Annotated in this window: 21 protein-coding genes; 4 read left to right on the forward strand and 17 right to left on the reverse strand. The window is 62.6% G+C overall.

The window, feature by feature from the left end:
• Positions 1–3 precede the first annotated feature (3 nt).
• The 7 genes from lexA to ACFPN2_RS23735 all read right to left on the reverse strand — a co-directional run bounded on the left by lexA (position 4) and on the right by ACFPN2_RS23735 (position 8,549).
• Positions 4–633 carry a transcriptional repressor LexA gene (gene lexA / locus ACFPN2_RS23705; protein ID WP_129778834.1) on the reverse strand — a complete coding sequence of 210 codons (630 nt, stop codon included), beginning with the start codon at positions 631–633 and terminating at the stop codon, positions 4–6.
• A gap of 115 nt (positions 634–748) precedes the next feature.
• Positions 749–1,171, reverse strand: a complete 423-nt coding sequence (locus ACFPN2_RS23710; RefSeq protein ID WP_380601210.1) for a type IV pilin protein — start codon at positions 1,169–1,171, stop codon at positions 749–751.
• 15 nt (positions 1,172–1,186) lie between these two features.
• The gene (locus ACFPN2_RS23715) at positions 1,187–5,770 is read right to left on the reverse strand and encodes a pilus assembly protein (RefSeq protein ID WP_380601212.1); all 4,584 of its coding nucleotides are present in this window, start codon (positions 5,768–5,770) and stop codon (positions 1,187–1,189) included.
• Positions 5,748–6,317 (reverse strand): pilus assembly PilX family protein, encoded by a 570-nt coding sequence (locus ACFPN2_RS23720; protein WP_380601214.1) that lies wholly within the window; start codon positions 6,315–6,317, stop codon positions 5,748–5,750. The genes ACFPN2_RS23715 and ACFPN2_RS23720 overlap by 23 nt, the downstream gene beginning before the upstream one ends.
• Positions 6,318–6,325: 8 nt before the next feature.
• Entirely contained in the window at positions 6,326–7,474 is a 1,149-nt protein-coding gene (locus ACFPN2_RS23725; RefSeq protein ID WP_380601216.1) for a PilW family protein, read from the reverse strand.
• A 23-nt stretch (positions 7,475–7,497) separates the two neighbouring features.
• On the reverse strand, positions 7,498–7,941 hold the full coding sequence (gene pilV, locus ACFPN2_RS23730; RefSeq protein WP_380601218.1) for a type IV pilus modification protein PilV: 444 nt from the start codon (positions 7,939–7,941) through the stop codon (positions 7,498–7,500).
• Between the two features lie 8 nt (positions 7,942–7,949).
• Complete coding sequence (locus ACFPN2_RS23735) at positions 7,950–8,549, reverse strand: GspH/FimT family pseudopilin (RefSeq protein ID WP_380601220.1); 600 nt, start codon at positions 8,547–8,549, stop codon at positions 7,950–7,952.
• Positions 8,550–8,953: 404 nt separating this feature from the next.
• Between ACFPN2_RS23735 and ACFPN2_RS23740 the strand changes: the two genes are divergently transcribed.
• Positions 8,954–9,265 (forward strand): alanine-zipper protein, encoded by a 312-nt coding sequence (locus ACFPN2_RS23740; protein ID WP_129647253.1) that lies wholly within the window; start codon positions 8,954–8,956, stop codon positions 9,263–9,265.
• Between the two features lie 209 nt (positions 9,266–9,474).
• Here ACFPN2_RS23740 and ACFPN2_RS23745 read toward each other — a convergent pair whose 3' ends face one another.
• From ACFPN2_RS23745 to ACFPN2_RS23760, 4 genes are all read right to left on the reverse strand, one after another.
• A complete protein-coding gene (locus ACFPN2_RS23745) occupies positions 9,475–10,464 on the reverse strand; it encodes a L,D-transpeptidase family protein (protein WP_380601222.1) in 990 nt (329 codons plus the stop codon).
• A 126-nt stretch (positions 10,465–10,590) separates the two neighbouring features.
• On the reverse strand, positions 10,591–11,616 hold the full coding sequence (plsX, locus tag ACFPN2_RS23750) for a phosphate acyltransferase PlsX (protein WP_380602822.1): 1,026 nt from the start codon (positions 11,614–11,616) through the stop codon (positions 10,591–10,593).
• A 30-nt stretch (positions 11,617–11,646) separates the two neighbouring features.
• On the reverse strand, positions 11,647–11,841 hold the full coding sequence (gene rpmF / locus ACFPN2_RS23755; protein ID WP_129778818.1) for a 50S ribosomal protein L32: 195 nt from the start codon (positions 11,839–11,841) through the stop codon (positions 11,647–11,649).
• 39 nt (positions 11,842–11,880) lie between these two features.
• The gene (locus ACFPN2_RS23760) at positions 11,881–12,435 is read right to left on the reverse strand and encodes a YceD family protein (RefSeq protein ID WP_380601225.1); all 555 of its coding nucleotides are present in this window, start codon (positions 12,433–12,435) and stop codon (positions 11,881–11,883) included.
• Between the two features lie 114 nt (positions 12,436–12,549).
• On the opposite strand from ACFPN2_RS23760, the gene ACFPN2_RS23765 reads away from it, so the two are divergent.
• Positions 12,550–13,155, forward strand: a complete 606-nt coding sequence (locus ACFPN2_RS23765; RefSeq protein ID WP_380601227.1) for a Maf family protein — start codon at positions 12,550–12,552, stop codon at positions 13,153–13,155.
• Between the two features lie 117 nt (positions 13,156–13,272).
• Here the strand turns inward: ACFPN2_RS23765 and ACFPN2_RS23770 are convergent, their stop codons facing one another.
• Positions 13,273–14,298 (reverse strand): RluA family pseudouridine synthase, encoded by a 1,026-nt coding sequence (locus ACFPN2_RS23770; protein WP_380601228.1) that lies wholly within the window; start codon positions 14,296–14,298, stop codon positions 13,273–13,275.
• A gap of 489 nt (positions 14,299–14,787) precedes the next feature.
• On the opposite strand from ACFPN2_RS23770, the gene ACFPN2_RS23775 reads away from it, so the two are divergent.
• On the forward strand, positions 14,788–17,415 hold the full coding sequence (locus ACFPN2_RS23775) for an Rne/Rng family ribonuclease (protein WP_380601230.1): 2,628 nt from the start codon (positions 14,788–14,790) through the stop codon (positions 17,413–17,415).
• Between the two features lie 56 nt (positions 17,416–17,471).
• Here ACFPN2_RS23775 and ACFPN2_RS23780 read toward each other — a convergent pair whose 3' ends face one another.
• Complete coding sequence (locus tag ACFPN2_RS23780) at positions 17,472–17,951, reverse strand: low molecular weight protein-tyrosine-phosphatase (protein ID WP_380601232.1); 480 nt, start codon at positions 17,949–17,951, stop codon at positions 17,472–17,474.
• Between the two features lie 215 nt (positions 17,952–18,166).
• Between ACFPN2_RS23780 and ACFPN2_RS23785 the strand changes: the two genes are divergently transcribed.
• Positions 18,167–18,358, forward strand: coding sequence for a hypothetical protein (locus tag ACFPN2_RS23785; RefSeq protein WP_380601234.1), 192 nt, complete (start codon positions 18,167–18,169; stop codon positions 18,356–18,358).
• Here the strand turns inward: ACFPN2_RS23785 and kdsB are convergent.
• From kdsB to msbA, 4 genes are read right to left on the reverse strand one after another with little or no spacing between them, the layout of a single operon-like run.
• Positions 18,344–19,114, reverse strand: coding sequence for a 3-deoxy-manno-octulosonate cytidylyltransferase (kdsB, locus tag ACFPN2_RS23790; protein ID WP_380601236.1), 771 nt, complete (start codon positions 19,112–19,114; stop codon positions 18,344–18,346). The two genes, ACFPN2_RS23785 and kdsB, sit on opposite strands and share 15 nt — an antisense overlap.
• Position 19,115: 1 nt before the next feature.
• The gene (locus ACFPN2_RS23795; protein ID WP_380602824.1) at positions 19,116–19,304 is read right to left on the reverse strand and encodes a Trm112 family protein; all 189 of its coding nucleotides are present in this window, start codon (positions 19,302–19,304) and stop codon (positions 19,116–19,118) included.
• Positions 19,305–19,325: 21 nt separating this feature from the next.
• Positions 19,326–20,348, reverse strand: a complete 1,023-nt coding sequence (gene lpxK / locus ACFPN2_RS23800) for a tetraacyldisaccharide 4'-kinase (protein ID WP_380601238.1) — start codon at positions 20,346–20,348, stop codon at positions 19,326–19,328.
• A 7-nt stretch (positions 20,349–20,355) separates the two neighbouring features.
• Positions 20,356–22,086, reverse strand: a complete 1,731-nt coding sequence (gene msbA / locus ACFPN2_RS23805; RefSeq protein WP_380601240.1) for a lipid A export permease/ATP-binding protein MsbA — start codon at positions 22,084–22,086, stop codon at positions 20,356–20,358.
• Positions 22,087–22,096: the final 10 nt, after the last annotated feature.

The raw sequence follows: 22,096 nt of genomic DNA on the forward strand, positions 1-22,096 counted from the left end.
GGGCTACTGGAACAGCCCTTTGGACTTGCCGCCCTGGCGCAGCACACCGACCACGATGCCTTCGATGATCAGCGACTGTTCTTTCAAGTCGACCCGGATGGGCTCGAACTCTTCGTTCTCGGGCAACAGCCAGACGATCTTGCCGTCCTGCTTGTAACGCTTCACCGTCACTTCGTTGTCCAGACGCGCGACCACGACCTGGCGATTGCGCACTTCCGGCGTGCGATGCACGGCGACCAGGTCGCCATCCATGATGCCGATGTCTTTCATACTCATGCCGCGCACCTTGAGCAGGTAATGCGCGCGGGGCTGAAAGATTTTCGGATCGATCTGATACCGGCCCTCGATGTGCTCCTCCGCGAGCATGGGCCTGCCGGCTGCAACTCGACCAATCAGCGGCAGACCCATTTGCTCACGAAGAGAATCTTTTAACTGGATGCCGCGCGAAGCGCCGGGAATGATGTCGAGCACCCCTTTTTTCTGGAGCGCACGCAGGTGCTCCTCGGCGGCATTGGCCGATTTGAAGCCCATCGCGGTCGCGATCTCGGCGCGCGTGGGCGGCATGCCGTTATCGCGCAGGGACTCCTGAATCAGCTTGACGATCTCACGTTGCCGGGGCGTCAGTTCGGACATAGCGGTTGTATATGCATCCAACGACTGTGCCTATATACAGGTGCTTACGCATGAAAGCAAGCGACCTCCATGAAGGAGGTCGCTTTCAGCCTTGAATGTCAGTCGTATGCGGCCGCTACCAGCACTTCTTGGTATCGGTCGTTGCCGATGCCGCACGCTGGTTGGTTTGATCGAGCGTCAACGTGCCGCAGGCTCTATCGTCGGTGGCCTGCGCCCCCAAAGGAGCCGCCTGGATAGTAAATTGCACATCGTTGATCTGCGCGAACGTCAGCCGATATCTACCACCTTCCGTGACCACGCCGGCCGCGGCACGGAGGTTGTTGTACGTCGCGCACTGGGCGCTGTTGTAGACGCCGAAGCGCGTGAAACATTTCTCCATCGCCTGCGACGCCTGCATGATCGCCGTCTTCGCCTCCGTGCGATTGCCTCTGACGACGTACTGGCGGTAACTCGGATACGCGATCGCCGCGAGGATGCCGACGATCGCCACCACGATCATCAGCTCGATCAGGGACATACCCAGCTGCTTGTGCCGCATGCGAAGCTCACTCCTTTATCGAATCTGTCGCCACGACTGCCGGCCGCGCGCACCGGTCAGCGACCGTAGCAACCGCTGATCCAGCGTGCCGTTGGTGCTCGAGGACATGAGATTGTCCGTGGCACAGCTGTCGTCCAGGCAGCGCAGGCCAGCCGGTCGCGACAGGATACCGCCATTGTTGTCCTGGTTCGTGACACCCGACACATCCGGATCGTCGTCGCCGTCGATGACGCCGTCGCCGTTGGTATCGAACTGCCCATCCGGCAGCCGCCCGCCGCTGAGCAGGTCCAGCGCCATGGTCCAGCTCCGGCCGCCGTAGCCGCAGACATCGTTGTTCGGGATCAGTGTGTTGAAGATGACGCGGTCGTCGCGCACGATCGGATCGGTGATGACGCGCTCGCCTTCATAGCCGTTCGCCGGAGAGACCAGGTCGAGATACCAGCCCTTACCCATCATGCCGCGGTTGGAGGTTCTCCGGCCGCGCAAGTTGAGCTGATTCCGCTCATTCACGGTGGTGGTCGCAGCGTCGTCCTCACCCAGCTGGTACTCCTCCTCGATGGTCTGCTCCACCAGGTCCGAGCGACCGACGATGCGGGTGCCGTCCAGAGGATCGAGCAGCGCATAGAAGGTCTGGTCGGCGCGCGGCAGGATCACCTTATCCTCGGGCTCGAGGAACTTACCGGTGCCGAACAGCACCATCACGCCGGCGCCGTACGGACCGCGCGCCACTTCGATGCGGGAGGTGATGGGCTGACGCTGAGCCGCGATCTCCAGGTCGGCGTCGGCATCGGTATTCGTGCCGTCGTCGGTCGTGACGAAGAAGGGTTGCGGATCGCCGTTGGAGGCATGGAACGCAAAATCCCAGCTGTTCGCGCTGGTCGAGCTGAGATCGATCTTCCACACGTTACCGAACAGGTCGCCGACATAAGCAAAGTCGACGATGCGATCGCCGTCCTGGTCGACCAGGGTCGGCGTCGCCAGGCCGTTCGGGCGGCCAGCGCCGGTCGGATCCTGCGCTATACCTTGCCGGGTATCGAACTTACGCAGCAGCTGACCGTTGGCAATGTTCACGATATAGAGCACGCCGTTGCCGGTGCTGCTGACCGTGCCATCCGGGAAGGTGTTGTTGTAGCCGTTGCCGAACACCGCGCCCCACGTGCCGTCGTGCAGGCGAACGATCGCCGGCTGACTGTAGGTGAAGCCCAGGTCGGCGAAGTCGGCGCTGGTGCGATCGTTGATCTCCCACATCACCGAGTTCGCTCCCAGCCCACCCACGTCGGGCTCGGGAGTGGTGATGTCGAGTGCATAAATGCCCTGACCGCCGAGATTCATGCCGCCGACCAGCACCGTGCGCCAGCCGCCGTTGACGTGCACGTCGGCCGAATTGGGCGAGCCGTCGACAAAATATTTATGCGAGTAGTTGGTCCGCGTCAGCGTGCGGAGGTTGCCGAACACCGTCTTGGGAATATAGGCGAACAGCTCCTTGCCGGCGTCCGGCACATTGGTGCTGTCGTCGACCCGGCGCTTCTCGGTGTTACCGGCGGCGGTGAACTCGAGCACTTCATCGGCCTTGAAGGCATGCAACATGCCATCGTTCGCGCCGACATAGACGACGCCCATGCGCTCGCGCTTCGAATTGACGAAGGTCGAATACTTGTGGGCTTCGAGATCGTCCGAATAGCGGCCGCGCGGCGGGCCGACGTAGATCGGCGCTGACGAGACGATGTCGCCCAGGGGCGTGGCGCGCTGGCGTAAGCCGACGACGTTCGCGCCTCTGATGAAGTTCAGATATTTCTGCGCCTCCGTCGCATTGGAGTTGAGCTGCAGGCGACGGGTTGCATCGATGCCCGTGGTGTCCCACGTAAACGGCACGACGGTATTGTCGCTGTTCATCGTATAGATCTTGCGGTCGCCGGCGGACGGAATCTTCGCGCTCGCCTCCCATACCGCGGTGGGATTGACCGTGCCGGTGTTATTGAGGCCGAAGGCGGACAACGTGCCGGTCCAGCCGTCGGTGTCGAACTTCGCCTGATAGATGCGCGTCGTGGTGCTGATCGCACCGCTGTTCACCGAGGCGGCCGAGGCCGACGACGAACGGTTGATGATTTCGTTGAAGGTCTCGCGCAGCTGCTGACTCAACGTCAACGCGTTGGTGACCAGGAAGTAGTTGTCCGGCTTGCCGTCGTGGTCCGCGTCCCACTCGTCATCCCGGTCCGGGATGCCGTTGCCGTTGCGATCCTCGAAGCCGCCCCACTTGGCCGCGTACCACAGCGGATCTCTCAACAGCGTGGCGCTGCTGGCGGCGGTATTGACGGTGAACTGACGCACCGAGCGACCCGGCAGCGGATTGTTATCGTTCGGCACGTCCAGGAAGTAGTTCGGATCGCTGCCATTGCAGTCATAGCCGCCGGAGCTGTTCTTGTTACAGTCCTGCACGACCAGGTACACACCGTCCGCGGTGGTACCGGAAATCACATAACCGATGTGATGGATGATGCCGCCCGCCTGGTAGTCCGAGGACAACTCCACTTCCAGCGTGGTGGCGTTGACCATGCGGTAGCTGTAACGGACGATGGCATCCATGTCGTGGTCGTTACCGGCTTCGACGTCTTCGAAGTTCACCTGGAACGAGCCGCTGCGGCCGTCCGCGGCGATGTTCTCGACATAGAAGTCGACGATCTGGTTGGTCGGCTGGAACTGGCCCTCGGTGCGATTGATTTCGCTGTTGTACTGAACCGATTTGGCGAACGGCACCAGCGTGATCTTTTTGTCGCCGACCGGGATCTCGATCTTCGGCAGCGGCGACGCCAGCGCCACGGCGAACGTCTGCACCTTCTGGCGCGTGCGTGCGTTGGCGCGATTCTTCATGCCGTAGTACGCGACGCTCGCAGGATAGTAGCTGCCCTGCTTGGTCGGCTCTTCGGGCGCGAGGCCGCGAACGCTGGCCAGACTGTCCACGGTCTTGGGCCGGGGCGAGCCGTCGTAGGTGGCACCGGACTGGCCGATGAACCGCAGCCCGCGAATGCCAGGCTCGTTATCGGTGATCTCAGTGGCCAGGTCGGACACGTTCATCGCCGGCGCCAGATTGGTATCCGCGAGCGTGTCGCTGACGGCATCGCTGCCCGACTCGAGCGCGAATCCCGAATATTTGCCCGGCAGCTGATCGGAGTCGTAGGAATTGTTGATATCCGCCATCACCGTCTGGAACGGCTTGGTGCAGACCGGACGATCGGCGGTATAGGGATTGACCCAGTCGGCACGCGGCAATCCCAGGGTCGTTTCAACGTCGGTGTAATTGGAGCCTTTGACTGCCGTGAAAGCCGCCGTGCCCGACGACCGGCCGCGGAAGTAACGCAGCGTCTCGTACATCATCTCCGCGACCGGATTACCCCACATACGGCAGGAACCGTCCGTGATCGGGCCGCGAGCCATCGCCGGCAGACCGCAGTCATAGCTGGTGCCGCCGCTGCCGGTATAACGCGTGTACGCCGCGACGCGCAGCCGATCCAGCGTCCTGATGATGCCCACCGTGTCGGTGAGCGTGCCGTCGACCGGATTGATTTCGTCGGTGATCGAGCCGACGTTCTTACGCAGAACGCCGCCGCTCTTGTTCGCGGTATAGGAACCGGTCAACAAGCCGAACAACATGGAGTCGTTCTCGCCAAACTCGTGCAGCAGACCGAACGGCTTGTAATTCTGGTGCTGATATGGTTTGCAGGCTTCATGGGTACCGATCAGATTGGGCACGCACACCTGCACTCTGACCTGATAGTCGTTGTCGATGGTGACGGTCACATCGCCACTCGGCGGCGAGACGGTCGTGCCCGCGACTGGGCTTTCCTTACTGACCCATTCCCAGATGCGGTACGTCCGGTTGCGCAACACCCGCAGTAACGGCGGCCCATTGTCCTGGGTCCAGTTCGACGCGCCGACGTTCGGCGTGGTGTTCGCGAACAAGTGCCTCCTACCGGCATCCGGGCGAGTCAAGGGCGCGAAATCGGCGATGTCGTAGGGAGCATCGGAGGCGTACTCCTTACCCCAGCTGTGCGCGTCCATCGGAATGTGCGAGCGGACCAGCACAGTCTCGCTGTCGGTATCGACGGCTCGCTTGCCGCCGTACAACACCTTGCGGAGCGCATCGATGCGCGACATGGTCAGATAGTTCAGGAAGTCGCCGCTCCACGCGTTGCTGCAACGTTTGTTGGCAGTGAAGGAGCTCGGCACGAACTTGTCGGTGCTATAGGTGTAGCACTTGTACGAGTCGAAATAGCCGTAGTAGTCGATGCCGCCGGCATCGTTGGCCAGATAGCCCTTGTAACCCACGTCCAGCACGCCGTCGCCGTTCAGGTCGGAGGCGTCGTTATAAGCCTCGTAGTAGAGCTTGTGATCGCGCCCCACTACCAGCATGTTGAGCGGCGGCACGGTCGGCTCGAGGAACAGCGGCGAGTCGCTGAGCAAGAGATTGCCGGCGTGCGATGGCGTCGTCACCAGCGCGGCCAGCGCCACGAAGCCGAATGTCACACTACGCATGATGTACTGCTTGAGCATTTGCTTACCTTTGGCAGTGCCGACCTGCTTACTCGAATTCGATGCGCGCATAGGAGCTCTGAATCACGACCTGCGCGGTGTCGGTCATGCCTGAGGAGCGCGCCGTGGCCATATAAAAGTCACGCACGGTGTCCAGATTCGAATCGCCCACCGAGAGCACTTCGCGAACTTCGGCCTTGTGCTCGATGACGTAATCCGGATCGTTCTTCACGCTGCCCAACGCCTCGCGATTGCCATAGCGCTTGCCCCACTCGGTCCACCAGTCGTTGCTCTGATTCGCCAGGTCCAGCTCGAGCTCGGCCGTATCCACCAGGATGCGTTTTTCGTAGGTATTGCAGCCGGCGGCCGGCTCGCGGCAGCGGGTCAGCACTTCGGTCGCCGGCGACAACACCCGCTCGGCGGCACGCAGACTGGCCTCGGCGCCCTGCAGAGCGATTTCCTGATCGCGCTGGTTACCGGCCATGCGTTCCTGCAGACGCGTGCTCTGACTCGCGCCCAGACCCAGGAGGGTCATCACCAGCAGCAACAGCAAGCTGACCACCAGCACTGCGCCCTTCTGGCGAGTCGCGAACCGACGCGAAGCTCGATGACTGTTCATATCCACCTTCAATCGTAGATCTGGTTACGCAGCGCCAGCGTCGCGGTGAACACCTTGCGCTGGGTGCGATCGTTGAACGGCCCGGCCGTCACCTCTTCCGAGTCAGGGTCGGCGGGATCGGCGGCAAACAGCGTATAGGTCATGTTGTCGCGGTCGGTGCCGTATTCCTCAGGAGCTCGCGCCAGCAAAGCGATTTGCACGGTGAGCACCTGATCCCAATTGGCGATGTCGGCGGCCTCGCGGTAGCGATCGACGCGGCCATCGCCCACCGTGCCGCCGGCGCCGCCGTCGTCGACGCCGAAGCGAACCTCCATCCGATCGATGTCCTGAGCGATCTCATCGCTGCGGTTGGCGCCGCCCATCTTGCGCCACAGAGACATGTGCGTCGGGTCATCGGTGTCATCGGGCGTCGGCGCGAGGTAATAAATCATCGTCACCACGGGGAGCACGCTCGCGCCCTTCTTGAAGGGATGCTGAAACGTATTGCTCGAGTTGCCCGGGGTCTTCACGTCCTCGTCTTCATCGCCTCCCGCCGGGTCGAGCTGACCATGGGCGATCTCGCCGCTCGCGGAGTTGTAACCAGTGACCTGGAAGAAGGCGCGAGCCTCGCAATCGGAGACCGTCGCCATCTCGCCCACCTCGAGTCGGGCCGACGGGATGTCGTACACCACCAAAGGATCGGCCGCATTGGCCTGAGTGGTTCTGACCTCGAGGGAGCGAACCTCGCGCCGTGGAATGCGCAACACCAGCACATCCCCTTGCGGGTTCGGCGCGGGCGCGAAGATCGAGTTGTTCAGCGCCGGAGTGAATTGCTCGCCGCCATCGAAGCCCTGGGCAGGCACCGCGAAATTCCAGCGCAGGTCCGGCGAGGCCGGATTGACCACCGAGCTGATCCGATAGTCCCGCATGCGGCTCGGCGTAGTGCCGCGTGCGCAGCCTTGAAAACCGGCCGCACGGATGTCCGTCGCCAGCTGATCGAGCGCGAAGCGGCCGTTCTCCTGAACGCGGGACAGGCGCTCGGTCGTCTCATAACTGGCACGTGAGCTGATGAACAGCGCGATGACGCCCACCAGCAGCAGCGAGCTGATGGTAATGGCGACCATCAGCTCGACCAGGCTGAAGCCACGCATCCGCGAGTTGCCAACGATAACTTTCATTGTTTGCTCGGTGTGCTCTGAGCTCAGATCTGACTGGCGGTCTTGAATGCGAGCACGCCGCCGTCGTCATCCCCGACATCGACGCGCTCACGCCAGCGGATTTCGATGGTCACGATGCGCGTGGCGTCGTCGTATGTGATGCCGCCGATGCCTCTGGGCAATTGCCCCGCGAGGGTGTCGCGCCAGCGACGGATGTCCCTGCCCGCCGCATTGTTCGGAACGGTCTCATTAGTGATGTCGATCTCGTACTGCGTGACCATGCTGCGATTGGCCCGCATGCGATCGAGCATGTCGCCAGCCAGCGTTGCCGCTTGCGTGCGGACGAAAGAGTCATAGTTGTTGCGCACGGTGGTGAGCTGCAGAGCTGCGACGCCGAGCAGACCGACCGAAATGATGACCAGTGTCACCAGCACTTCGACCAGGGTCATGCCGGCGGCACGACGGGAGGAGCTGCGAAGAGTTTTCATAGGCGTGTTCATGTGGGGCACGCGGCCTTCTTGAAGCTCACCCGGCCCGCGGCGATCACTTCCACCCGGCGCGATCCATCAGGGTTCCGGCAGACCTCAGGCGACAGCACGAACGTCGTGGTCCGCGTACCCGCAGGCAACTGGACCATGCCGTCGGGGCGATAGGTCAGCGACGAGACCTCCGCGTTGACGACCCGGATCTTCTGCTCGGAGGCGGGTGCGACACGCTGCAGGATCTGGTCGTTGGTATTGGGCTCCGCCGTGGCGTCGACATTGAATCGGCCCAGCGGCGTGCGCACGTCGGACAGGATGAGCCAGCCGGTGGCCGCCCAATTGGAGTTCGTCGAGCAATCGTCCGGGTTGTTGGCTGCCACGGGACAAACGGTGACTGGCGTGCCCCGCTTCACCGCTTCGCTGCGAGCGATCGCCAGCGCACTCATCAAACTGTTGGTTTGAGTGGTGAGCCGGTGCCGCCGGGTCATATCGTTGAACGAGGGCACGGCAATGCTGATGCCGATGGTGAGCACCGTGATGGCGATCATCAGCTCCAGCAAAGTGAAGCCGGCCGTTCGGCCTCGCCCGCTGACCTGAGTGGGTGCTTTTTTCATGGCGCGCAAATTGCCCACCGCCGGGACCCGGGGCAACTGCAGCCGACCGGCGGCTTGCGGACCGAGACGGACGGCTGACGCGCACTGATTCTGTGAAATTGCCCAACCCAGCCCGCGAGGCCGCGCCGGGCCCGGTCAATCCGCCGAAGAAACGGCAAGCGAGCGTGGCAACACTGCTTCAAATAAGTATGTTTGTGTCGCGTTGAAACGACGTGTAGCTACATAACCTTTATCGGCCGGCGCCAATCTTGTATCCTCCGCGCTCGGCCAAGCTGGCAGCTTTTACAACAAAAGAAGCTGGCAAGCCTGAACCACGGGAACCAGCCATAACTCTCGTGTATTAAGAGGCCGTGAAAATTTGTCGCTCTGGTCCTTTTTTATCCGACCCGAAGGGGAAAGAACTCATGAAGAACACCATCTCCACCTCGCTGAAGGCAGGTATTGCTGCGTTGGCGCTCGTCGCTGCCAGCGGTTGCGTCTCGCAGAAAGCCGTTGATGAAATCAAGGCCACTGCCGACAAGGCCGTGCAGGACGCTGCTGCTGCCAAGGCTGCCGCTGATTCGGCTGCCAGCGCCGCTCAGTCCGCTCGTTCCGCTGCTGACAGCGCGCAGAGCGCTGCCAACCAGGCGCTGCAGGCCGCTCAGGCCAGCCAGGCCTGCTGTGACGCGACCAACGAGAAGATCGATCGCATGTTCAAGAAGTCGCAGTCGAAGTAATTCGACTCAAGCTTCGAGATCGCAAGATCAGGACAAACGCCGCGGAGCAATCCGCGGCGTTTTTCTTTTGGGCGGGAGAAAAAAAACGATAGAGGCGGACCCCACAGCCTCAGCCTGGACTAACTCGGTGGTTTAGGTGACCTCGGCCGCGGGATCCGCTTGCGCAGTTTAGCAGTGCACCCCACTACCCGTGGGAGACGCTAAGAAGACTATCGACCGGCGGTGTCGTTGATGACCTGGACGGTCGAGGGCACCGAGGCGGGATGAAGCATCACCGGCTCGGGAATACCGCTGGCACTGGCGAACGTGCGCTCGGCCTTCGCCCAGTCGATCACGCCGGAGCTGACGATCTCCGGACGCTCCTGAGTCGCGGCCACCAGCAGCTTGGTGATGTTGGTGAGACTGTGCGAATCGGCACTGTCCGTGCCTTCCAGCGGCGTATGCACTTCCATGAACAGCTCATCGCCGCGCCAGCCCATCTTGTATGGCTGATCGATCAAGCGCACCGGCGTATTCACCGGCACCAGCCCGTACAGCTCTTTGATGTCTTCCGGGAACATGCGCACGCAGCCATGGGTGACTTGCATGCCCACGCCCGAAGGACGATTCGTGCCGTGAATCAGATACGCGCCACCCGGAATGCCCAGGCGCATGGCGTATTCACCAAGAGGATTATCCGGCCCTGGCGGCACCGCCTTCGGCAACGGACGCCCGTCGGCCGCATGTTCCGCACGCACGGACTCTGGCGGATACCAGATCGGCTTCTCGCGCTTGTTCACGATGCGTGTGAGACCGAGCGGCGTATGCCAATCCATGCGCCCGACGCTGATGGGATAGGTACGAACCACTGCCGCCTCGCCTGGCTTGTGCGGCGGAAAATAAAACAAGCGATGTTCGGACAGACTGACGACGACGCCTTCGCGCGGCCCGTCGGGAAGAATGTAGCGCGACGGAATCAACACTTCCGTGCCCGCCCCCGGCACCCAGGCATTCACGCCGGGATTGGCCGCGACGATCTCTTCATAGCCCACGCCATAGCGCCGGCCGATATCCAGCAGCGTGTCTTCGTGCGCGGCCACCACCTTCTGCACTTCGCCGATCACGGTGTCCCTGCCGACCGGCAAGGTATAGGTCGCGGCGAATGCGTTGGTAGTGGCTGCCAGCAGCAGCGCGGCGCGGATCAGAGAGCGAATCTTCATGGTGAGCAAAAAGTCTAGCAGTTGCGCACGATCCAGAGTGTGAGCCGTGGCAGCTTCGCTGCCACAAATGCCAACAGACCTGTCAACTTCTTAACTGGTTCAATTTATGGGGGCCCGTGATCGATTTCAAGCCACTGCCGGCGTATGGGCCTTGAGCAGATTGACGATCTGGGTGGGCACTCCCTTACGCGCCTCGACCAGACCGACCGCGATGGCATTGGCGAACGACACCGTGTCGGCGCTGCCGTGGCTTTTGATCACCACACCGGTCAGCCCCACCATGCTCGCACCGTTGTAGGTGCGGGGATCGAATTCTTTACGTAGCGAACGGAGCACCGGCCACGAAGTCAGCGCCCCCACATAGCGCAGTGGATTGCGCGTGTATTCGGTCTTCAAGGCGCCGACCAGCATGTTGGCCAGCCCTTCCATCGTCTTGAGCGCGACGTTGCCGGTGAAGCCGTCGGTCACCACGACGTCCACTTCGCCCGAGAAAATATCGTCGCCTTCCACGAAGCCGATGTAGTTCAGCTTGCTCGCCGAGATCAAGCGCGCGGCGTCCTGCACGACGCTGTCGCCCTTGGTCTCTTCTTCGCCGATATTGAGGATGCCGATTCGCGGCCGGGCGATGCCATGCATGTCGGAGGCGACCACCGAGCCCATCACCGCGAATTGAAACAAATGCTCGGCGCTGCATTGAGAGTTCGCACCGAGATCGAGCATATGAGTGTGACCGTGACGGGCACGGATACGCGAGATGATCGCGGGCCGGTCGATGCCTTCGATGGTCTTGAGCACGAAGCGTGCTGTCGCCATCAACGCACCGGTGTTACCGGCACTCACGCAGGCGTCAGCCTCGCCCGATTTCACCAGATCGATGGCGACGCGCATCGACGAGTCTTTTTTCTTCCGCAGAGCTTCCTGCGGTTTCTCGTCCATGGTCACGACCTGGGAGGCTTCGCGCAGCTGAATACGCGACAGCAACGGCGCAGCCGCGCCGTTCAATAGGGCTTGAACGGGTTCTTTCAGGCCGACCAGCGTGATTCGCAGGTCGGCGTCTCTCTGCAGAGCCGAGAGCGCCGCAGGCACGGTGACGGAGGGGCCGTGATCGCCCCCCATGGCGTCGACCGCGATGGTGACCGGTCGGTTGCTCAGATACGGTCCTACAGAGCTAACGACGGTGAGTTATTCGTCGCTATCGGACTTTTCTTTGGTCGCGATCACTTTCTTGCCGCGATAGAAACCATCCGGCGAGATGCGATGACGGGAATGAGTTTCGCCGGAGGTCGGGTCGACCGACAGCGCCGGGCGCGCGAGGCCGTCGTGCGAGCGGTGCATGCCGCGCTTGGACGGGGTCTTTCGGCTTTTCTGAACAGGCATGACTGATCTCCAAACTATCCAATATCGACTTCGGGAAGCTCACTGCTTGCGCAGCAGGTCCCGCAAATTCTGGAACGGATGATGAGTCTTTCCGGGCGCGTCCTCCGCGTCCTCGACCTCATCCTCACGTTCCTCTGTCGATGCAATTTCACTCGACGCCGCAGCGGCGGCGCAGTCTTCGCTCTCGTGCATCGGCACCAGCGGCAGAGCCAGCAAGGCCTGCTCTTCCGCCAGCCAGGCCAGATCGAGCCGCGAGGGATTCGTGACCACCGGCTCGTAACCGCCCGGCTCGTCACTACGCTCCTCTTCGACGAGTATCACCTGAAAGGTGTCGTCGAGCTCGATGTCCGCCGGCTGCATGCAGCGCTGGCAGGTCTGCACGACCGTGCCATGCAGCTCGCCGGCCACAGCGGGCTTGCCATCGAACAGCGAAAACTGGAATTCCGCCTCGATCCACGAACCTTCCTGCCCGCCAGCCTCGCGCAGGCGCGGCAGCTCGGCAGCAGAAAAACGTCGTGCAATCGTGCTTCCCGCCCGCGCGCAGACCTCTGCATCGACGATATTGTCTGCGGGGACGGCCGGGGGTCGCGGCATGGGGCGCGTATACTAGCGGCGACCCCCCATGGTGTCAAAAAAAGAAAGAGCGTAAATGTTTGTTTTCTCACAGCTTGTAATCCGGCCCATGGCCGGGTTCGTCAAGGTTTGGCCATGACCCGCCCGCTCGCCCCCGCCAATGGGCTCCGGCTGGTGCTCGCATCCACCTCCACGTATCGACGGCAACTCCTGGAAAGACTGGGTATTCCGTTCACGGTCGCCGCGTCCAATGTCGACGAGGAACCCCTCCCCGGGGAGTCGGCGGTGGACCTGGTGCAGCGTCTGGCCCGGGCCAAGGCCGAAGCGGTCGCCCGCCGACATACCAACAGCCTGATCGTCGGCTCGGACCAGCTGGCCCTGTGCGGCCGGGACGTTCTGGGCAAACCGGGGTCCGGCGACCGCGCCATCGCCCAGCTCAAATCGCTGAGCAGCCAGCGCGTGGTGTTTCACACTGCCGTGCATGTCATCAACACGGCCACGAACGGCAACGAGGGTCATGTCGATCTGACCAACGTGCATTTCCGTTCGCTCACCGAGGACGAGATCAAGCGCTACGTCATGCGGGACAAGCCGTACGACTGCGCCGGCGGCTTCAAAGTGGAAACGCTGGGCATCACGCTGTTCAACCGCATCGAGTCGCAAGACCCGACCGCGCTGATCGGCCTGCCGTTGATCTGGCTGGCCGGCGCGCTCCGTCGCAACGGCTTCGATCTACCCTAGTTAAAACTCGGGATCGGGCATCCTGCCACGACCCTCGTGGCGAGGCGGCAAAAGGCGTGACTTTTGCCGCTCGCCCGCCGCCTGCAGCGGCGGGGTACATCCATGTACCCGGGCTTTCTATTTAAGGTCCTGCTTCAGCTTCTCGATCACCGCCTGCCAGTCAGGCGGTGGCGGCGCGCTCACGGTGAAGGGCTTCACGCCCTTGCGCTCGAACGACAGCGACTGCGCGTGCAGGAACATGCGCTGTAATCCATAGGGCTTGAGCTTCGCGTCCCGCTCGCGATCCCCATATTTCTCATCGCCCGCGATCGGGTGCCCGGCATGCGCGGCGTGCACCCGTATTTGATGAGTGCGGCCAGTACCGAGTGAAATATCCAGCAAAGTAGCCAGTTTGCCGAAGTGCTGAATGGGCTTGAACGTGGTGATCGCCTGCTGGCCGTCGGCGTGCACGCGAACGATCCGTTCCCCACCCGACTTCATATTCGTCTTCAACGGCAGATCGATGGTCTTGGTGCCGAACGGCCAGCGCCCGACCACCAGGGCCAGATAGCGCTTCTCCATGTCGCGCTCTCTTAATAAGGAATGCAGCTCGCGAAGCACGGCCCGGCGCTTGGCGATCATCAATACGCCGCTGGTGTCCCGATCGAGTCGATGCACCAGCTCGAGTTCCTTCAGCTCGGGGCGCGCCGCGCGCAACGCTTCGATCACTCCCGCGTTGAGCCCACTACCGCCATGGACCGCAACCCCCGCGGGTTTGTTCACGACGATCAGGTCTCGATCCTCATGAATGATGGCACTCGTGACGAACTCGCGGAGCGAACGTGATGGCGCGCTCCGTTCGGCCGCGCGCTCCTCGTCGGTCTTCCGCTGGATGGGGGGCAGACGAATCCGATCGCCCTCGACCAGCCGCGTTTCGGGCTTGGCGCGCTTGCCATTCACGCGCACCTCGCCCGTTCGCAAGATCCTGTAAATCAAGCTCCGAGGCACATCCTTGATGATCCGGCTCAGGAAATTGTCGATGCGCTGTCCGGCATCGCCCTCGCCAGCCTCCACATAGCTGACCCCGGGGCCTGAGCCGGTCTTAGGGGCGGAGGAAGCAGCGGACGGGTCGTCGGGGGATTTCACAGGTGCGGAGCCGGGCATGCGGGGGAGACTTTGAGAAGCGCTCGTAACTTATTGATTGACCATTGATTGGGCAAATAGCCTGTGATATGTTCCGCGACGATTTCAGGTTCGCGCGCGTCCAGACACAGATCTGCGACACCGATCAGTCGAAGCGACGCACGCGCACCGATACGCGGCACATTCGTGGGCAACGCTTCCGAAGGGGCCGCATCTTAGTTGGTTCTGCTCAGACCTGCCTGCTCAAGACCGGACAGGGTCGCAGACCATCGCTCGGCCGCGCGAACGGCGATGCCGGAATGACGCACCTCGTATTCCGGGTCGACGCAGCGCCTACGAGCGGGACGCCAAAGCGACAGGATAAAAAACGCGCCGGATCTTCCCGGTATTACACCAGGGGTCCGCGCAGGCAACATCGGATGAAGACATTCCCCGATCGCTCCTCCCTGCCTTTATGGCTCGCGCCCGCCGTGCGTGCTCGCCCGGCCCTTGAATCCTTAGAAGGGCCTCATGAAGAGAATGTTAGTCAACGCGACTCAGGAAGAGGAGTTGCGCGTAGCACTGGTTGATGGACAACGAATATACGACCTGGATGTAGAAGTCCCGTCGCGGGAACAGAAAAAAGCAAACGTATATAAAGGACGCATCACCCGCGTCGAGCCCAGCCTGGAAGCTTGCTTCGTCGATTACGGCGCGGAGCGCCACGGCTTCCTGCCGCTGAAGGAAGTCTCTCGCGAGTATTTCAAGGACGGTCAATCGCCCGGCGGTCGCGGCAACATCCGCGATTTGTTGAACGAAGGCCAGGAAGTCATCGTTCAGGTCGAAAAAGAAGAACGCGGCAATAAAGGCGCCGCGCTCACCACTTTCATCAGCCTCGCCGGCCGCTTCCTGGTCTTGATGCCGAACAACGCACGCGCCGGCGGCGTGTCGCGTCGAATCGAAGGCGAAGACCGCGAGCAACTGCGCGAAGCCCTCGATCAGGTGCAGATCCCCGACGGCATGGGTGCCATCGTGCGCACCGCCGGTGTCGGCCGCTCCGCCGAAGAGTTGCAGTGGGACCTCGATAACCTGAAAGAAGTCTGGAATGCCGTGGCCGGCGCCGCCGAAGGCAAAGCCGCCCCGTTCCTGATCTATCAGGAATCCAAAGCCATCATCCGCGCGCTGCGCGATTATCTGTCCGACGACATCGGCGAGATCCTGATCGATAACCAGGAGATCTACGCCGAGGCGCAGCAGTACATGCAGCGCTTCATGCCCGCGGGCTTGCGCAAGCTGAAGTTCTACGAAGACAGCGTGCCGCTGTTCACGCGCTTCCAGATCGAAAACCAGATCGAGTCGGCGCACTCTCACAAGGTCAACCTGCCCTCGGGCGGCTCGATCGTCATCGACCCGACCGAAGCGCTGGTCTCCATCGACATCAACTCCGCCCGCGCCACCCGCGGCAGCGATATCGAAACCACTGCGCTCAACACCAATCTCGAAGCGGCCGACGAAATTGCCCGTCAGCTGCGCCTGCGCGACCTCGGCGGCCTGATCGTCATCGACTTCATCGACATGGAGTCGCAGAAGAATCAGCGCGCCGTCGAAGACCGTCTGCGCGACGCCGTGAAGCAGGATCGGGCGCGCATTCAGATCGGCCGCATCTCGCGCTTCGGCTTGCTGGAGCTGTCCCGTCAGCGTCTGCGTCCGTCGATCGGCGAGTCCGCCAGCATCAACTGCCCCCGCTGCAGTGGCATGGGCTCGATCCGCAGCGTCGATTCGCTAGCACTCGCCCTGCTCCGCCTGATCGGCGAAGAAGCGCGCAAGGACCGCACCGTCAAAGTCATCGCGCAGCTGCCGGTGGAAGTCGCCACGTATCTCATGAATGAGAAGCGTGAGTGGCTCAACAACATCGAGCACAAGAGCGCCGTGCAAGTGGTGATGGTGCCGAACAAGTACATGGAGACACCCGCGTACGAGATCCGTCGCGTGCGTGACGACGAGGCCGGTCTGCCGGAGAATTCGGCAATCAGCCATCAGATTCCGGTCGCTCCGCAGCCGTCCGCCGAAGAAATTGCCAAGCGCGAAGAGCGCGCCGCCGCCGCTCAGCCGGCCGTGGTGACCTCGACGGTGCCGTCGATCCCGCCGCCGCCAACGATTGCGATGGAAACGACCATTGCGCCGCCACCGAAGCCCGAGCCGGTTGAGCAGATCGGCATCTTCGTGAAGCTGTGGCGCTTCTTCTTCGGCACGGGGACGCCGCCCGCACCGGTCGCTGAACCGGCACGTCGCGACGCGGGTCAGCGCCCTGCTCGCTCCGACGGTGGTCATCGTCGTGATCGCGATCGTCATGGCCGTGACCGCGGCGGAGATCGTGATCGTCAGGGCCGCGGCCCGCGTGATCGTGATCGCGATCGCGGTGGCAAGCAGGAACAGCGTTCGGACAAGCCGGCGCAGGAAGCTCGCCGCGACGGTCAGCAGCAACGACAGGATCGAAACAAGCCGCGCGAACAAGGCGCGGATGGCGGTCGTCACCACGAAGGCGGCGGTCGTCCACAACAGCAGCGTCAGCAACAGCAACCTCAGCGAGCACCCGCCGCTCCGGCCGCAGCGCCTGCTGAAGGTGCAGCTCCGGCCGCGCCTGGCGCCGCTCAAGGTAGTGACGCGCAACGCTCAGGCGAGCGTGGCGATAGAGGTGAACGCGGTGAGCGCGGCGGACGCGGTCGTCGTGGTCGTCGTCGTCGTGGCCGCGGTCGCGGCGGTGACGATGGCGGTCAGGGCGGCGGCGACGGCCAGGCTCACGGCGGCGGAGAGTCCAGTGGTGGCGGCTCGTCAGCGGCTGCGTCTGGTGATCATGCTCCGTCCGCACCTCGTGAATCGAGCTCGGGTGGTGGTGGTGATTTCGGTGGCGATGCGCCGAGCCGACCCGAGCCCCAGCAGCCTCGCTCCGAAGCGCCGCGTGAACAGGCGCCGCGTGAGCACGCGCCCCGCGAACATTCGAGCGAGTCGTCTCCTCCTCCCGCGCCGAAGCCTCGTGAGCCCGAAGGTCAGGCTCCGGCCGCGTCGAGTGGTGCGGAGAAATTCACCGTGTGGAGCTCTTCGCCGTCGGCGGGCAGCAGCTCGTGGGGTGGCTCGGGCGGCACGCGTCGCGACGAGTAATCCAGCGTTCTTCGTTTGAAACAAAGGGCCGGCGGGCAACCGCCGGCCCTTTTGTTTTATCTGCGCAGCTCGGCCAGCAGGCCCTGCGCCGCCTCTTCCAGCAAATCCAGCACGTCCTCGAACCCCTGCGCTCCGCCGTAATACGGATCGGGCACGAAGCGCGACGGCGCGTGGGGCGCGAACTCCATCATCAAACGAATCCGATCGTGATGAATTGCCGGCGCGCGTCGACGCAGCTCCTGCAAGTTGTCCTCGTCCATTGCCAGAATCAGATCGTAGAGAGCGAAGTCCTCGGCCGCGACCATACGCGCTCGAAGCGACGACAGATCGATGCCCCGGCGCCTGGCCGCCGCAATCGAACGACGGTCCGGCGGCGAGCCGACGTGATAATCGTGAGTGCCGGCGGAGTCGATCTCGATCTGCAAGTCCGGCGCGTTGCTCACCAGGACGTGACGAAACACGCCCTCCGCCGTCGGCGAACGGCAAATGTTTCCCATGCAGACAAACAGAATGCGCTTGACGCTGCGAGTTCCCATGCTGGTACGGCTCGACGCCGCCCTCTGGCGCTGAATGACGGCTATTGTAATCGTCCCGCGACCGACCGCGTGATTGGAAATATCTGCGCGCTCAGCTGTTTGCTGACGCCAATCCGCGCCTCGGCCCCTAGTCGAAAATGCTGATGGGCGCGTCTCGGGCGCGTGCGTACAAACGCATCCCTATCGGCCGAGCACGGCCCAAATAGCGGCCACTCATGCCGAAGTCAGCACACAACTTCGCAGAAGGCGATCGCGTGCGAGCCGCACGCCGCCCGGAATTTCCCGACGGTACGGTCCTGCGGCTGATGGATCTGGGTTATTTACTGATCCGCTGGGACAGCGACGTGCTGGAGACCGCACATCACTCGGAGCTCACCAAGCTGCGCGACGACTCAGCTCGCGCCTAGCACCGCGCGCACTCGAATCAGATCGCTCTCTGTGTCGACGCCCGCCGGCGGCGTCTCCGAAGCGACCGCGACGACGAGTTTCATTCCCGCCTGCAACGCGCGCAGCTGCTCGAGTTTTTCTGTGAGCTCCAGCTCCGCCGGCGGCAGCGCCGTCACCCGCTGCAAAGCTTCGACTCGATAAGCATAGATGCCCAAGTGACGTTGCGCGCCTGCGAAGCTGACCTGGCTCGCGAGCCCCTGCAAAGCACCGTCCCGCGTCCAGGGAATCGGCGCGCGACTGAAGTACAGCGCAGTGCCATCTTTCGCTGTCACGACCTTCACTACGTTCGGATCCAGAAACTCGTGCAGGCTGGTGATGGGCGTGGAAAGCGTCGCGATGGCGGCATCGGCATGCTGTTCCAACAAGCTGGCCACCTGCCCCACCAGCGCCGGCGGTAACAGCGGCTCGTCGCCCTGCACGTTCACGACGATGGTTCGCTTGTCCCAGCCGCGCTGACTGGCGACTTCAGCAATGCGGTCCGTGCCCGACAGATGATTGGCATTTGTCATCACCGCGATCGACTGTTTCGAGCGCGGATCGATGGAGGCGCCGGCAATGCGCTCGTCGTCTGTAGCAACGAGTACTTCGTCTGCGCCGCTCTGTGCGGCCGCCGATATCACCCACTGAATCATCGGCCGACCGGCAAGATCCAGCAGCGGCTTCGCCGGCAAGCGAGCCGACGCGTAGCGCGCCGGAATGACGACTTTGAATGTCACATCAATCCTTCAGCAGCGGGTCCATCGGGTCGAGCGTGCGCGCCTCGTCTTCGAACATCATCGGAAATCCGTCGCGAATCGGATAAGCGAGCCGATCGGCCCGGCAGACCAGCAGCTGCTGGGACTTCACATACTGCACGGGGCCCTTGCAGAGGGGACAGGCGATGATGTCGAGTAATTTGGTGTCCAGCATGACGGACGCTCCAATGAATCAATGAGACGGCAGCAGGCGATCGAGCAGACGATCGATGGCTTGCGCATCCGCCTCGCCGATCGCGATATCCAGGCGCACGGCCCAGCAGTTCGCGAGCCGCGAGGCAGTCGCGCCAGGCGGGCATTTTACTGCATCTTTCTCGGTCATTAGCACTGGCGCGCCGTCGGGGAAGGAAATGTGCTCCTCGGTCAGCCGAACGTGGTCCGGCAAGGGGTGCGCGTCGACCGACAGGCCCAGGGCCGTCAGCGCATCGAAAAACGCCTGTGGATTGCCGATGCCCGCGATGGCATGCACGGGCGAGCCGACGAAACTCTCTAACGAACGGCGCTCGCCGGTGCCGAGCGACACCGCGTCGCCGAGCACTGGCGTTGTCACGATTGCATTCGGTATCGCGTTGCCGGCGGTGGGTTGTGCGCGTCGGGTGAGCACCTTCAAGCCGACGCTATTCAAGCGACTGGGCGGCTCACGCAACGGCCCGGCGGGCAGCAGTCGGCGATTTCCCAGACCGCGCCGCTCGTCGACCACGGCGATCTCGAGATTGCGTACCAGGCGATAGTGTTGCAAACCGTCATCACACACGACGACTTCGGCGCCGCGCTCGATGGCGCGATTTGCGGCTGCGACCCGATCAGGACCTGCAACGACCAGCGCGCCGGTTCGTCGCGCCAGGAGCACGGCTTCATCGCCCACTTCTTCGGCAGAAGTTTCGTTTGTGACATCGCGCGGCCATTGCGTCGATGTGCCGCCATAGCCACGTAACACGATACCGACTCTCACGCCCCGCGCTTGCAGCCGCTCGGCGAGCCAGATCGTCATGGGAGTCTTGCCCGTTCCGCCGACCGTGATGTTGCCGACGACAATCACCGGGCGTGAAACACGGAACGATTGCGACCAGCCGCGTCGATAAGCCGCGCGCCGTACAGCCGCGACGGCACCGAACAACCACGACAGCGGCAGGAGCAGCAGCGAGAACCACTGCGATCGACCTTCGTACCAGACCCGCTGCAGGAACGCGTCCATCAGGACGTCATGCGTTGAACTGCATCGCGTGCAGCATCGCGTACTGTCCCTGTTTTGCGATCAACTCGGCATGCGTGCCGCTCTCGATGATCTTGCCCGCTTCCATCACCAGAATGCGGTCGGCCTTCTCCACGGTCGACAGGCGATGCGCAATCACCAGCGTCGTGCGGTTGTGCATGAGTTCTTCGAGGGCCGACTGAATGAAGCGCTCGGACTCGGTATCGAGCGCCGAGGTGGCCTCGTCGAGAATCAGAATCGGCGCATCTTTCAACAAGGCTCGCGCAATCGAAATGCGCTGCCGCTGTCCGCCGGACAGCAACACGCCGCGATCTCCGACCATCGTATCGAGCCCTAACGGCAGCTCGCGCACGAAATCCATCACGAGAGCCGCTTGAGCCGCGCGTTCGATCTGCTCGTCGGTCACTTTGCGACCGAACGCGATATTGGCGCGAATGGTATCGTTGAACAGCACCACGTCCTGGCTGACGACCGCGATCTGCTCGCGCAGGCTGCGCAGTTGATATTCGGGAAGCTCGTGACCATCGACGCGAATGCTGCCTGCGTCCGGCTCATAGAAACGCGGCAACAGATTCACCAGCGTGGACTTGCCGCTGCCGGAGCGGCCAACGATGGCGATCATCTCGCCCGCCGCGACCTTCAAACTCACATCGTGCAGGGCCGCGCCCTTGCCCACCGGATACGTGAAAGAAACATTCTGATACTCAATGTCGCCACGAACACGCTCGGCGATGTAGCTCCCACCTGCAGGCTCGACCGTTTCGTCGAGCATCTGAAAGATACTCTGCCCGGCTGCGATGCCCTGCTGCAGCGGGCCCGACACACCCACCAACGCGCGCAGCGGCTGAGCAATGCCGACCAGCGCGACAAAGAACGCGAGCAGATCGCCCATGCTGGTACGGTGATTGATCGCGTCCGCGATCGCGATGGACAGCACGATGGCCGAGCCGGTCGCCGTGACCATCTGCACGACCGGATTCGACAAGCCTTTGGTGAGCACCAGTTTCATGTGCGAGCGACGGTTGTGCTCGTTCACGCCTTCGAATTGCGCCGTCTGATAGTCCTCGGCGTTGTAGACCTTGATGACGCGCGGCGCTTCCAATGTTTCCTTGGCGATGCGCGTGATGTCGCCCATCGAGTCCTGGATGCGATGACTGTAGCGACGGAATTTCTTGTTGATGATGCCGATCAGCCAGGCCACCAGCGGGCCCATGATCAGCGCGATGGCCGCCAGCCGCGCGTTGAAATAAAACAAGGCCACGATGGAGCCGATGATAGTCAGCGCCTCGCGCAGCGTGATCAGCACCGAATCGGTGGACGCCTGGCCGATCTGCTCGGTGTTGTATGTGAGCTTGGTCAGCAGCACGTTGCTCGAGTTGCGATCGAAGTAGCCCACCGGCAGATGCACGATGCGCTCGAACACCTGACCGCGCAGCCGCTTGACGATCTGCCGGCCGACATAGCCCATGCAATACGTCTGGGTGAAGTCACCGAGACCGCGTAACAAGAACAGGCCGATCAGCGCCAGCGGCAACCAAACGATGGTGCGTGGATCGCGATTCTCGAACGTGCCGTCGCCGAACACTTTGGCGAACGCGGTAAAGCTCACCATGCTGATCGAGAACACGATCGCGCCGAGCATGCCGAGCGCGAACATGCCGCGATGGGGTCGCAGATAACCGATCAGGCGTTTGTAGGTCTGCCAGGCGTCGTCTGGCATGGCAGCCTTC

This window comes from Steroidobacter flavus (genome assembly GCF_042651805.1).
In the GTDB taxonomy this organism is placed as follows: Bacteria; Pseudomonadota; Gammaproteobacteria; order Steroidobacterales; family Steroidobacteraceae; genus Steroidobacter; species Steroidobacter flavus.

What these genes read in the sequence shown, in the direction of transcription:
- lexA (WP_129778834.1), bottom strand. Translation starts at nt 633, where the DNA reads ATGTCCGAACTGACGCCCCGGCAACGTGAGATCGTCAAGCTGATTCAG.
- ACFPN2_RS23710 (WP_380601210.1), bottom strand. Translation starts at nt 1,171, where the DNA reads ATGCGGCACAAGCAGCTGGGTATGTCCCTGATCGAGCTGATGATCGTG.
- ACFPN2_RS23715 (WP_380601212.1), bottom strand. Translation starts at nt 5,770, where the DNA reads ATGCGCGCATCGAATTCGAGTAAGCAGGTCGGCACTGCCAAAGGTAAG.
- ACFPN2_RS23720 (WP_380601214.1), bottom strand. Translation starts at nt 6,317, where the DNA reads ATGAACAGTCATCGAGCTTCGCGTCGGTTCGCGACTCGCCAGAAGGGC.
- ACFPN2_RS23725 (WP_380601216.1), bottom strand. Translation starts at nt 7,474, where the DNA reads ATGAAAGTTATCGTTGGCAACTCGCGGATGCGTGGCTTCAGCCTGGTC.
- pilV (WP_380601218.1), bottom strand. Translation starts at nt 7,941, where the DNA reads ATGAAAACTCTTCGCAGCTCCTCCCGTCGTGCCGCCGGCATGACCCTG.
- ACFPN2_RS23735 (WP_380601220.1), bottom strand. Translation starts at nt 8,549, where the DNA reads ATGAAAAAAGCACCCACTCAGGTCAGCGGGCGAGGCCGAACGGCCGGC.
- ACFPN2_RS23740 (WP_129647253.1), top strand. Translation starts at nt 8,954, where the DNA reads ATGAAGAACACCATCTCCACCTCGCTGAAGGCAGGTATTGCTGCGTTG.
- ACFPN2_RS23745 (WP_380601222.1), bottom strand. Translation starts at nt 10,464, where the DNA reads ATGAAGATTCGCTCTCTGATCCGCGCCGCGCTGCTGCTGGCAGCCACT.
- rpmF (WP_129778818.1), bottom strand. Translation starts at nt 11,841, where the DNA reads ATGCCTGTTCAGAAAAGCCGAAAGACCCCGTCCAAGCGCGGCATGCAC.
- ACFPN2_RS23760 (WP_380601225.1), bottom strand. Translation starts at nt 12,435, where the DNA reads ATGCCGCGACCCCCGGCCGTCCCCGCAGACAATATCGTCGATGCAGAG.
- ACFPN2_RS23765 (WP_380601227.1), top strand. Translation starts at nt 12,550, where the DNA reads ATGACCCGCCCGCTCGCCCCCGCCAATGGGCTCCGGCTGGTGCTCGCA.
- ACFPN2_RS23770 (WP_380601228.1), bottom strand. Translation starts at nt 14,298, where the DNA reads ATGCCCGGCTCCGCACCTGTGAAATCCCCCGACGACCCGTCCGCTGCT.
- ACFPN2_RS23775 (WP_380601230.1), top strand. Translation starts at nt 14,788, where the DNA reads ATGAAGAGAATGTTAGTCAACGCGACTCAGGAAGAGGAGTTGCGCGTA.
- ACFPN2_RS23780 (WP_380601232.1), bottom strand. Translation starts at nt 17,951, where the DNA reads ATGGGAACTCGCAGCGTCAAGCGCATTCTGTTTGTCTGCATGGGAAAC.
- ACFPN2_RS23785 (WP_380601234.1), top strand. Translation starts at nt 18,167, where the DNA reads ATGCCGAAGTCAGCACACAACTTCGCAGAAGGCGATCGCGTGCGAGCC.
- lpxK (WP_380601238.1), bottom strand. Translation starts at nt 20,348, where the DNA reads ATGGACGCGTTCCTGCAGCGGGTCTGGTACGAAGGTCGATCGCAGTGG.
- msbA (WP_380601240.1), bottom strand. Translation starts at nt 22,086, where the DNA reads ATGCCAGACGACGCCTGGCAGACCTACAAACGCCTGATCGGTTATCTG.